Source organism: Methylobacterium trifolii, from assembly GCF_022179685.1.
GTDB classification, from domain to species: Bacteria; Pseudomonadota; Alphaproteobacteria; order Rhizobiales; family Beijerinckiaceae; genus Methylobacterium; species Methylobacterium trifolii.
This window is the reverse complement of the sequence record NZ_BPRB01000060.1, coordinates 63,486-73,276: the sequence shown is the minus strand read 5'-3', so window position 1 is coordinate 73,276 and position 9,791 is coordinate 63,486. Positions and strand designations below refer to the sequence as shown.

General features: G+C 73.1%; 12 protein-coding genes. 4 read left to right on the top strand and 8 right to left on the bottom strand.

What is annotated here, in order from left to right; translation table 11 throughout:
- Nucleotides 1-2,330 (bottom strand): translocation/assembly module TamB domain-containing protein (locus COGEMETH_RS05770; RefSeq protein ID WP_507762991.1); only part of this gene is annotated, 2,330 nt, incomplete at its 3' end.
- A 248-nt stretch (nucleotides 2,331-2,578) separates the two neighbouring features.
- The gene (locus COGEMETH_RS05765; RefSeq protein WP_238181650.1) at nucleotides 2,579-4,519 is read right to left on the bottom strand and encodes an autotransporter assembly complex protein TamA; all 1,941 of its coding nucleotides are present in this window, start codon (nucleotides 4,517-4,519) and stop codon (nucleotides 2,579-2,581) included.
- Between the two features lie 722 nt (nucleotides 4,520-5,241).
- Between COGEMETH_RS05765 and COGEMETH_RS05760 the strand changes: the two genes are divergently transcribed.
- The 3 genes from COGEMETH_RS05760 to COGEMETH_RS05750 all read left to right on the top strand — a co-directional run bounded on the left by COGEMETH_RS05760 (nucleotide 5,242) and on the right by COGEMETH_RS05750 (nucleotide 6,563).
- On the top strand, nucleotides 5,242-5,451 hold the full coding sequence (locus tag COGEMETH_RS05760; protein ID WP_055952791.1) for a cold-shock protein: 210 nt from the start codon (nucleotides 5,242-5,244) through the stop codon (nucleotides 5,449-5,451).
- Nucleotides 5,452-5,780: 329 nt separating this feature from the next.
- Nucleotides 5,781-6,161 (top strand): DUF6481 family protein, encoded by a 381-nt coding sequence (locus COGEMETH_RS05755; RefSeq protein WP_238181649.1) that lies wholly within the window; start codon nucleotides 5,781-5,783, stop codon nucleotides 6,159-6,161.
- A 138-nt stretch (nucleotides 6,162-6,299) separates the two neighbouring features.
- A complete protein-coding gene (locus tag COGEMETH_RS05750) occupies nucleotides 6,300-6,563 on the top strand; it encodes a hypothetical protein (protein ID WP_238181648.1) in 264 nt (87 codons plus the stop codon).
- 18 nt (nucleotides 6,564-6,581) lie between these two features.
- Here the strand turns inward: COGEMETH_RS05750 and COGEMETH_RS05745 are convergent, their stop codons facing one another.
- Nucleotides 6,582-7,043, bottom strand: a complete 462-nt coding sequence (locus COGEMETH_RS05745) for a DsrE family protein (RefSeq protein WP_238181647.1) — start codon at nucleotides 7,041-7,043, stop codon at nucleotides 6,582-6,584.
- A 201-nt stretch (nucleotides 7,044-7,244) separates the two neighbouring features.
- Between COGEMETH_RS05745 and COGEMETH_RS05740 the strand changes: the two genes are divergently transcribed.
- Nucleotides 7,245-7,487 (top strand): hypothetical protein, encoded by a 243-nt coding sequence (locus COGEMETH_RS05740; RefSeq protein WP_238181646.1) that lies wholly within the window; start codon nucleotides 7,245-7,247, stop codon nucleotides 7,485-7,487.
- Nucleotides 7,488-7,497: 10 nt separating this feature from the next.
- On the opposite strand, the gene COGEMETH_RS05735 is transcribed toward COGEMETH_RS05740, so the two are convergent.
- From COGEMETH_RS05735 to COGEMETH_RS05715, 5 genes are all read right to left on the bottom strand, one after another.
- Nucleotides 7,498-7,707: a hypothetical protein gene (locus tag COGEMETH_RS05735; protein WP_238181645.1), complete on the bottom strand. Its 210-nt coding sequence runs from the start codon at nucleotides 7,705-7,707 to the stop codon at nucleotides 7,498-7,500.
- Nucleotides 7,708-7,910: 203 nt separating this feature from the next.
- On the bottom strand, nucleotides 7,911-8,573 hold the full coding sequence (locus COGEMETH_RS05730; protein WP_238181644.1) for an HAD family hydrolase: 663 nt from the start codon (nucleotides 8,571-8,573) through the stop codon (nucleotides 7,911-7,913).
- 7 nt (nucleotides 8,574-8,580) lie between these two features.
- Entirely contained in the window at nucleotides 8,581-8,868 is a 288-nt protein-coding gene (locus COGEMETH_RS05725; RefSeq protein ID WP_238181643.1) for a hypothetical protein, read from the bottom strand.
- Between the two features lie 193 nt (nucleotides 8,869-9,061).
- Nucleotides 9,062-9,445, bottom strand: coding sequence for a DUF2934 domain-containing protein (locus COGEMETH_RS05720; RefSeq protein WP_238181642.1), 384 nt, complete (start codon nucleotides 9,443-9,445; stop codon nucleotides 9,062-9,064).
- 79 nt (nucleotides 9,446-9,524) lie between these two features.
- Nucleotides 9,525-9,785, bottom strand: coding sequence for a hypothetical protein (locus COGEMETH_RS05715; RefSeq protein ID WP_238181641.1), 261 nt, complete (start codon nucleotides 9,783-9,785; stop codon nucleotides 9,525-9,527).
- Between the last annotated feature and the right edge of the window lie 6 nt (nucleotides 9,786-9,791).

The following is a 9,791-nucleotide window of genomic DNA, read 5'->3' as shown; positions in this document are numbered from 1 at the left end:
TCGAACGCCGGGACGGCCGGCAGGACGCCCGCATCCGGGCCAACGGCGGCTCGCTGCGCGCCGAGGCTGCCGGCGCGCAGCGAGCCGCCGTTGGCCCGGATGCGGGCGTCCTGCCGGCCGTCCCGGCGTTCGAGGCCGATCTGCGCCTCCAGGCTGCCGGCAAGCGGCGTGAGCACCAGGGGCGAGAGGTCGTCGAGGTCGCCCGCGGCCAGCCGCAGGGCGCCCTCCGCCAGCCCCGTGCCGGAATCGAGGGCGGCCCGCCCGTCGAGGGCGACGGAGCCGAGGCCGAGGACGAGCCGGTCCAGGGACCAGTCCTGCGCCTGCCGGGCGAGATGGGCCTCCCCCCGGAGCGGCTTGCCGCCGACCGAGCCGGACAGCCGCAGGGTGCCGTCGAGGGCGCCGGTGAGGTCCTTCACCGCGGTCTCGACCAGCAGGGCCCGCACCGGACGGCCCATCGCCGTGGCCTCCGGGGCGGTCAGGGTGGCCGTGAGGTCGGGATGCTCCAGGGTGCCGGTGAGTCGCCCGGCCAGCGACGCCGTCCCGCCGAGCTTCGGGTCGATCGCGGACAGGTCGGGCAGGTCGAGGTCGAGCTTGGCATCGGCGAGGCGGGCCGTGGCCCGGCCCTCCAGGCGGGCGGAGGCGCGCGCGCCCTCCAGCTTGGCGCCCTCGAAGGCGTAGCCGTCGTAGACCTGGGACAGGCGCCCGGTGAAGCGGGGCGTCCGCCCGAGCAGCCGGTCGAGGACGGGCTGGCCGAGGGCGAGGCCCTGGCTGCGCAGGTCCACCTCCGCGCCCACGGCCTTGCGGGCCGGGTCGCCGGAGAGCCGGGCGGTCGCGGCCAGGCTGCCGGCGAGCGGCCGGCCGGCGAGGTCGGAGAAGGCGGAGAGGTCGGCGAGCGCCGCCTCCACCGTGCCGGTCAGGGTGTTCTGGCCGACACGCCCGGCATAGTCGGCGGTCAGCGTCGGGCCCTCCACGTGCAGCCGCGTCACCGCCAGGGTGTTGTCGGGCTCCAGGCTGCCCGCGAAGTCGAGGGCGGCCCGGTGTCCGAGGGCGCGGCGCAGGGCGGGATCGGGCAGGCTCAGGCCTTCGACCCGCGCGTCGGCGGCCAGCGCGAAGCGGCCGGCCTCCGCGGGCTCGGCCTTGAGGTTGGCCTCGACGCGCTCCAGGGCGCTGTCCGTCGTGCGCAGGCCCGCGGCCTTGAGGCTGCCGGCGATGCGGGGACGAGCGAGCGGCCCCTTCAGGCTCCCGTCGAAGACCAGGGTCCGGAGTTCGGCCTCGGCGGCCTTGGTCACCCCGCCCTCGGTCGGCACCGCGCGGGCCTGGAGGGTGAAGTCGGCCACGCGCGTCGCGTCCAGGCTGCCGCGCGCGTCGAGGCGGGCGGTGCGGGAGACCAGCTCCAGCCAGTCGATGCCGAGCGCCCCGCTGTCGGAGAAGCGCAGCGCCCCGTCGAGCTTCGTCGTCCCGGAGAACACGACTGCGGCCGGGCCGGGCAGCAGGCCCTCGATGCGCGAGGCGAGGTCGAGGGTCAGGCGCCGGTCCGACCCGATCCGGGAGATCTTCGCCGAACCCTTGGCGCCGATGCCCTCGCCGGCCGAGAAGTCGAGGCGGGCGTTCCAGGCGTCGAGGGTGCCGCGCCCGTCGAGGTCGAGGTCGATGGGCGGCGTGCCGGGCAGGTTCAGGCCCTTCGAGAGCAGGCCGCCGGCCGGCTCCGCCAGGGTCGTCTTCACCTCCAGGCGCTCGCCGTTCGGCACGAACAGCAGGCGTGCCGTGAACAGCCCGCCCGCATCGAGCCGGCGCACGCTCACGTCGAGGTCGAGGCCCTCGGCCGGGGCGCCGAGCTTCGCCCTCCCCTGCGCCGAGAGGCGGGCCGGCTGCCCGGCGATGGCCTCGCCCAGGACGAGTTCGGCCAGGGTGAAGCCCTTGACCTCGACCTTGACCGGCAGGTCCGGCAGGAGCTTGCCGTCGGGCTCGGCCGTCGGCGCGACGGCGGCCGGCACGGGCCGGCGCAGCACCTCGATGCGGCCGAGTTCGAGGCTGTCCACCTCCAGCCGGCCCGAGAGCAGGGCCAGGCGGCGCCAGACGATGCGGGCCCTGTCGAGGCGCAGCCAGACCCCGTCGCGGTCGCTCACCGCCACGTCGCGGATGGTCGCGTCCGAGGACAGCGCCCCATCCACCGCGCCGATGGCGACGCGGGAGGCCGGCGTGGAGAGCGCCTTCGAGAGCAGGCCCCCGAGCACGGACTTCTCGCCCTCGTCGGCCGCGCGGGTGAGGCCCGCGGGGGCGGCGAGCAGCAGGAGCAGGCAGGCGGCCGTGATGCGCCCTGCCCTGCCCAATGCCGGCAGCCGCGTCCACGGACCGGCCGCGGGCCTCTCCTCCCCCTTGCGGCTACGGCGCGGGCTCGTCCCTCCCCCCTCTGCGGGGGAGGGTGGCCCTCGCGTCGGCGAGGGTCGGGAGAGGGGAGCGCGTTGTCCGGATACGGCGTTCCCCTCTCCCGACTTAGCTCGCGGGCCACCCTCCCCCGCAGAGGGGGGAGGGAGCTGCACGGCGCCCCGCAACCTCGAAAAATCCCCGAAAAACACCATCAGAACGATTGCCCGAGGCTGATGTACAGGGCGACCGGGCGCTCGTGGTTGCCCTTGATCCGGTCGAGGGGGAAGGCGACGTCCACCCGGATCGGGCCGATGCCGGTGTAGTAGCGCAGGCCCAGGCCGACCGCGGTCCGGATGCGCTCGTCGAAGTCCGGCAGGGAGCCGGCAAACGCCGTGCCCGCGTCGAAGAACGGCACCACGCCGATGGTGTCCGTGACCTTGATCCGCGCCTCGAACGAGGCCTCCAGCAGGCTGCGCCCGCCGACCGGGAGGTTGAAGGGGCCGCGGGGGCCGAGCGTCCGGTAGGGGAAGCCGCGCACCGAGCCGCCCCCGCCGGCGAAGAAGCGGATGTTGGCCGGGATGTCCTCCAGGCTCGCGCCGGAGATCGAGCCGAAGCCGATGCGGCCGGCCAGGATGTAGCGGGCCTCGTCGTCCAGGGCGTAATAGGTCGAGCCCTGCGCCTTGGCGACGAAGATCGACGGGTCCGAGCCGAGGAAGCCGGCATAGGGCGTGGCCGAGGCCGTGAGCCGCACGCCTCGGGTCGGGTCGAGGAGGTTGTCGGTGGAATCGTAGGCCACCGAGAGGGGCACGCCGATCAGGCGGTAGTCGACCTTGCCGAGCGCGTCCTGCGAGCGCCCGGCCTGCCCCTCGATCCCGGCCTGGGCATAGACCGTGTCCGAGAAGCGGTGGCGGAGCGCCACGGTGCCGCCGGCCGCGTCCGCGACGTAGCTCTGCTGGGCCTCGCGGCCGGCGAACAGGCTGGCGACGAGGTCGTTGCGGGTTCCCCAGAGCGCAGGCTTGACGAAGGTCGCCGCCGCCCGCCCGCCCAGCCCGTTCGAGTCGATGCCGGCGAGCTTGCGCTGGGTCGCGTAGAGGTCGTTGCCGAGATAGTAGAGGTCGGCGTCGAGCCGCAGGGTCTCGCCCCCGCCGAACAGGTTGCGGTTGGCGTAAGTGGCCCGGACACCGGGACCGTCGACGGTGGAGTAGCGGGCCGAGACGCCGATCAGGTTGCGCTCCCGCTCGGTCACGTCGACGAAGATCGGCAGGTTGCCGGCCGCATCCAGGCTCTCGCCCTCGCGCACCCGGACCGAGCCGAGGCCCTCCACCTTCACCAGCGCCCGGCGCATGTCGGCGAGCACCTTGGGCGAGTAGGGATCGCCCGGCTCCGCATAGATGAAGGAGCGCACCACCGCCGGATCGATGTCGCGGGTGCCCCGCACCGTCACCGGCCCGAGGCGGGCGACCGGGCCCGGATCGACGGTGAGCGTCACGTCCATGACGTGGGCGGCATCGTCCACAACGGGATCGCGCGACACCACCTTGGCGAAGGGGTGGCCGAGCGCGCGGAAGCGGTCGACGATCCGGGCCTCGCAGGCGATCACGGTGGCCGAGCGGGCCGGAATCTCCGGATCGATCCGGATGAAGCGGGCCGGCAGCACCTCATCGGTGAAGGCCTGGCCCCGCGGATCGCGCACCGTGAGCCTGCGCAGGGTGTAGAGGGGGCCGGTGTCGACCGCGAGCTTGACCGGCACCAGGGCGCGGTTGCGGGCGGCCTCGGCGGCGCGCGCGGCGGCGGCGAGCGACGGCTCGCCGGCCACCGTCACGTCCTCGATCCGCACCGCGATCCGCCCGGCATAGTAGCCGTAGCCGGACAGGGCCTCCGGCAGGCGGCGCAGGTCGGCCTCCGCCCGGCGCACGAGGCCCTCGCCGTCCGGCGGCGGCTCGCGGCGCAGGCGGTAGAGGGTGGAGCTGTCCTGGAGCGCCTTGACGAGGTCGTCGTCGTCCGCCCCCTTGATCTTCACGTCGTAGGGCAGCGCCGTGCCGCTCGGGGCCAACGGCTCCTCCTCGGAGCCGAACAGGCCGAACAGGTCGAAGGCCGCGGCCGGCTCCGGCACGCAGAGGAGCCCGGCCGCGAGCCCTGCGGCGCGCACCATCTTGAGGGATGTCGAGGAACGGCCCCGCCTCGGGGTTAGATCTGCCACGCGCCGGTGCGGTCCCGACCCTCAGGCCCGACCGGGCCGGCGGCACGCCGGGGTGCCGGCCACGAATACCATCTGCGTCATCCCGCGCCCCTGCCTCGATGCCGGCCTTGCACGCCCTGCCAAGCTTGCACACCCTGCCAAGGCCACCCGGAGGACGCCGATCCGGAGATCGGGCCGGACACCGGAACGTGCCCTGGCGCACGCCGCATGCGAGACCTCAACCTAGACGCCCGAGCTTGGCCCGGCAACCTCGGGCGCCGGCGCGGAGCACGATCCGGCTCGAAGGACCGGATACAACGCACTGATGAAGAAAGGTTTTCCGAGCGGCCCCGGTTTCCGCGATGCGACGCGGGCACGATGTCGCGACGACGTGTCTCTCGGAAGATTGCCGTCGTGGCCGGAGGGAGGACGCATGGGTAAACGGGCGTTTTGTCGGGTGCGGGACGGTCGCCCGATCATGGCCTTGTCAGGCGCGTCCGGGCGACCTACCTTCGGCCTCGCGACGATGCATGCCGGCCTCTGGCCGATTGCTCCGCTTAACCGTCCGCGCCAATTTCCAAGGGCGTCGCCTGAACTAGAACTCACTCTCGACCCACCCGCTTCGCCCCTGCCTTCGCGCGGACAGCCGCCGGGGCCGGCGGGTTCGACACACCGACACGACGGAGGATGACGCCATGAGCACGGGCACCGTGAAGTGGTTCAACGAGACCAAGGGCTACGGATTCATCCAGCCCGACGACGGCGGCAAGGACGTGTTCGTCCACATCTCCGCGGTCGAGCGCGCCGGGATGCGCAACCTCATCGAGGGCCAGAAGGTCTCCTACGAGATCGAGAACGACCGCCGCACCGGCAAGCAGTCGGCCGGCAACCTCCAGGCCGCCTGACACGTCGCCCCGATGCGCACGACGCATCGGGGCCTGAGTGCGGGGCGGCGGGCATCGGCAGGACCTCATGGGTCGCGAGCACCTGAGGCTTTTTCGCATCCGTCATCGAAACGTTTAGAAAGATGACGACACTTGTCACCGAGGCCGCCCGTCGCCGGGCCGGCCCCGGTTGCATCGGACGGACGGCCGAGTCATTGGCACCTCCGTTCCGACCCAAAGACCGATTCCACCCTCCGCACGGGCCCGTTCCGCCGGCCCCCGCTCGACCGGAATGATCCGGTCCGGCGTTCCCGAAACCTCGAAGTGAGACACCGTACGAGAAAGGTCAGATGAGCGCATTCGACTACAGGAATTTCGACGACCGCCGCCAGAACTCCGCCAACGCCAAGGCCGCCCTCCTGGCGAAGTTCAAGGCCCGTCCCCCGGCGGACGACCCGGAGATGATCGCCAAGGCCAAGGCCCGGGCGGAGGTCTCCAAGGCCCGCGACGAGCGCACCCGCGAGCGGGAAGCCGCCCGCATCGCCGCCGAGCGCCAGGCCGCCGAGGAGAAGCGGGCCCGCGAGGAAGCCGAACTCGCCGCCCAGATCGCCCGCGAGGCTGCCGAGGCCGCGGCCCTGCAGGAGCGCAAGGCCTCCGAACTCGCCGCCAAGAAGGCCCTGCGCGACGCGCGCTACGCCGCCCGCAAGGCTGCCGTGAAGACGAAGCGGTAGGCCCGTCGCCCCACCGTTTCCCACCGACGACGAGCGCCGTCCGTTCATACCGGGCGGCGTTGTCGTGTCCGGCATCCCCGTCCCGAAGCGCCGCCCTACTTCGCCGGGATGCGGCACCCGCCGCGGGAGGACACGCCCATGGCCCCGCGCCTTGCCGGACCGCTGCTGTTCCTGACGCTCTGGTCGGGGTGCGCCGCCGCGCAGGAGTCTGAGCGCGTCCGCGTCTGCGAGAGCCTCGTGGACCTGCGCCTTCTGGCGGCCGGCACCGGCTCCCCGCCCGGCTGCCGGAGCGTGGCGCGCACGGAGGTCGGCGGGGTGGAGCATCGGGCGATGGTGGGGGGCGCCCCCTACGAATGCCTGGTCGTGGCCTCGGCCGGCCGCTGCCTCTGGGTCCTGCCCTGAGGCGCCGCCCGGACGGGGTCAGGGCCGGAGATACGACCAGCCCTGCTCCTGCAACTCGCTCAGGTGCACCACGCCGGCCGGCACGTCGCGCGCCTGCGCGATCTGGGGGATGTCGGCGGCCGCCTTGCCCTCCCCGTCGGCGATGGCGCGCCGGGCGTTCTGGCAGGCCGAGATCGTGACAAAGGGGTAGCGCTGCGTCAGGGCGGTGATGCGCGCCTTCACCGGCGAGGTGTCGGCCCGGACCATGGCGTAGCCGGGGCCGAAGGCGGTGAGGTCGACGGCCACCGCCTCCCCCCGCTCGGCATAGTGGGCGGCGATGTTGGCGATGTTGGTGAGCGCGAGGTTCATCAGGGCCGGATCGTTGACGCTGATCTGGAGGGCGATGCGGTGGCGGACCGCCTCCTGCGCGGCGCGGGCCTGCCCCGACAGGCCGAAGGCGGCAAGCAGCAGGCCGGTGCGGCCGAACAGGCGACGGTTCATCTCATAGCTCCTCCCGCCCGCCGGACGCGGCCGCCGGGACGGTGGCAGTCTCCACATCCGCGCGTGCCCGGCAATCGCGCAGGCACAAGCTTCACCGCGAGCGCGGCCGCCCTATCTCGATCCGGCCGAGGGGCTCCGCGGGAGGCCGGCCAGAGGGGACACGAGACCATGCCGAGCGTCCATGCGCCGAGGAAGACCCGCGTGGCGCCCGTCCTCCTGGGACTCGGTCTCCTCATCGCCGGTCTCGGCAATGCGGCGCGCGCCGAGCCGCCGATCCAGAGCGCGGAGGACGCCGCCTGCCGCCTGGAGGCCCGCGCCCGCGTGTTCACGACGCCCAATCCGCACGGGATCGAACTCGAGATCCTCGGCAAGCAGATCTACATGAGTTGCATGCAGCGGACGGCGAAGCCGCGCCAGCGGAGCCGGCGCCACCGGCGTCGCTGACGCGGTCGGGTCAGGCGCCCAGCGGCGCGCCGATCCGGGCCCGGAGCTGGAGCCGCAGGTTCTCGTTGGCGCTCTCCTGCGAGTCCAGCGCCGACATCAGGCGCAGGAGCTGGCTGATCGGCGTCGTCCGGCTCTGGACGGCCTCGACGATCTGCTGCTGCAGGGGCTTGTCGCCGTGGAGGTTCGCGCTCCGCATGCCGGTCTCGCCCGTCTGACGCATGATCCGCACCCGTGTCCGAAAGGATTCCAACCTTCGCCCGGCGGCTCGCTACGCCTTTCGGGGCCCGTGCACCAGCGCATCCCACGCATATCCGTAGCCGGCGCGGGACCGCGTCGCATCCGGGCAACAGCGGGAGCGGGCAAACCGGGGACAAGGCCGGCGGGTCCGGACTTTTCCCTTGCGCACGCCTCACCCGCGCGTCGTCAGCGGCGCGCGAGGGGGGAGGCGTCGAACCCGTCGAGCAGGTCCTGCGGGTCGCGGTAGATGGCGATGCAGCCGGCTCGCGACAGGTCCGCCTCGGGGAAGCCGCCGCAGAGCACGCCGACCGTGGCGAGCCCCGCCTTGCCGGCGGCCTGCGCGTCGTAGGGCGTGTCGCCGACCACCACGGCCTTGCCCGCGGGCAGCGCCAGCTTCTTGAGGGCCGCCTCGAAGATGTCGGGGTGGGGCTTCGAGCGCTCCGCGTCGTCCGAGCTTGTGGCCACGGCCACGAGGTCGGCGATGCCCAGGATCTCCTGGTAGTGCTCCACCTCCGGACCCTTGCCGGAGGAGGCGAGCGCGATGGTCAGCCCCTCGGCCCGGATGCGCTCGAACAGGGCGCGCACCCCCGGGAACGGCTTCACCCGGTCGAGGTAGTCCCGCTTGAACAGGTCGGAGCGGTAGCCCTCGATCGTCTCGCCCTCGCGTTCCACCCGCTCGGCGGGCAGGAACACCGGCATCAGCTCGTCGCCGCCCTTGCCGATCTGGGAGCGCACCGCCTTCTCTTCGGTCTCGACGCCGAAGTGACGGAAGGCCGCGACCCAGGCCTGGGCGTGCAGGTCCACGCTGTCCAGCAGCGTCCCGTCGATGTCGAAGATCACGGCCTGCATGGGCGGATCAGCGCGGGAACAGGTGCAGGCCGTCGTCGGGCAGCAGGTTCCGGGCGGGGCCGCCGGTCTGCTGGCCGCGGCCCTGCTGATAGTAGGGCAGTTCCGGCCGGCGGTCGTTGTCGCTGCCGGAATCGTAGGCCCAGGGGGCGTTCCAGGGCGCCCGGCCGCCGACCGTGATCGGCACCGGCTGGCCGAGGGCGGCCGGCCTGTCGCGGTAGATCGGCGCCTGCGCCTCGGCGGTCGCCGGAAGGGCGGCGAGCGCCAGGACGAGCAGGCCGGCGGATCGGAGCGTCATGGCAACCTCGGAGATGGGATCGGGGGCGGCGCGTCGGCGCCTCTGCTGCGACAACGGTCAAGGTTCGGTGCCGTTCCCCGCCGCGCGCCGTGACGACGCGGATGCCGCGGACGGCGGCCCGAACGGCCAGAGCCCGCCCCTCGGCGGAGGGACGGGCTCTGGCGGTTTCAGCGGGGCTTCCCAGAGGAAGCGCTCAGTGCAGGGCGGCGGGCGCCCGGGCGGTCTTGGCCGCGATCTTGGCCTTGGCAGCCAGACCGGCCGTCACGGCGGCCTTCGAGGCCCGCGGGGCCTTCACGGCCGCGGGCTTCGCCTCGGCGGCAGCGACCGTCTTGGCGGCAGCGACCGTCTTGGCCGGGCTGCGTGGCTTTGCAGCGCTCGCGGTCTTGGCGGTGCTCTCAGTCTTGGCAGCTGCCTTCCTCGCGGCCTTGGCCGGGGCCACAACCGCGATGACCGGTGCGGAGACCCGCAGCTCGGTCTCGGCCCGCAGCCAGTGGGCGTCGGCGCGGCCGTGCACGCGGCCCTCGCCTTCCCAGATGTAATAGGCGCGCTCGCGCACGTGGTGTTCGGTGACGTCCATGCCCGTCGATCTCCTCTCCGTCCGAGAGCGAACGATGGAAGGGCATGGTTAAAGGGAGGTTAACCGCCCCCTCGGCGCCTCAGGGCCGGGACAGGCGGCGGGCGTTGGCCTGCACCTTGCGCCGATAGCCGGCCATGACCTTGGCGGTGGAGCCACCCGTGGCCATCACCATCGCGGCCTCGCCCGCGGCCATGATCTTCTCGGAGACCATGCGCTGGGCTTCGGCCTGCGCGGCGGTGCCGCCGCCCGAGAGCTTGAGCAAGCGCATGCCGATCACCTGGTTGGATTCGAACGCCAGCATCGTGGCGTCCATCCCGAATTTCCACCACGAACAGAACATCCGGGA

What these genes read in the sequence shown, in the direction of transcription:
- COGEMETH_RS05735 (WP_238181645.1), bottom strand. Translation starts at nt 7,707, where the DNA reads ATGCGTCAGACGGGCGAGACCGGCATGCGGAGCGCGAACCTCCACGGC.
- COGEMETH_RS05765 (WP_238181650.1), bottom strand. Translation starts at nt 4,519, where the DNA reads ATGGTGCGCGCCGCAGGGCTCGCGGCCGGGCTCCTCTGCGTGCCGGAG.
- COGEMETH_RS05745 (WP_238181647.1), bottom strand. Translation starts at nt 7,043, where the DNA reads ATGAACCGTCGCCTGTTCGGCCGCACCGGCCTGCTGCTTGCCGCCTTC.
- COGEMETH_RS05715 (WP_238181641.1), bottom strand. Translation starts at nt 9,785, where the DNA reads ATGTTCTGTTCGTGGTGGAAATTCGGGATGGACGCCACGATGCTGGCG.
- COGEMETH_RS05720 (WP_238181642.1), bottom strand. Translation starts at nt 9,445, where the DNA reads ATGGACGTCACCGAACACCACGTGCGCGAGCGCGCCTATTACATCTGG.
- COGEMETH_RS05725 (WP_238181643.1), bottom strand. Translation starts at nt 8,868, where the DNA reads ATGACGCTCCGATCCGCCGGCCTGCTCGTCCTGGCGCTCGCCGCCCTT.
- COGEMETH_RS05755 (WP_238181649.1), top strand. Translation starts at nt 5,781, where the DNA reads ATGAGCGCATTCGACTACAGGAATTTCGACGACCGCCGCCAGAACTCC.
- COGEMETH_RS05730 (WP_238181644.1), bottom strand. Translation starts at nt 8,573, where the DNA reads ATGCAGGCCGTGATCTTCGACATCGACGGGACGCTGCTGGACAGCGTG.
- COGEMETH_RS05760 (WP_055952791.1), top strand. Translation starts at nt 5,242, where the DNA reads ATGAGCACGGGCACCGTGAAGTGGTTCAACGAGACCAAGGGCTACGGA.
- COGEMETH_RS05750 (WP_238181648.1), top strand. Translation starts at nt 6,300, where the DNA reads ATGGCCCCGCGCCTTGCCGGACCGCTGCTGTTCCTGACGCTCTGGTCG.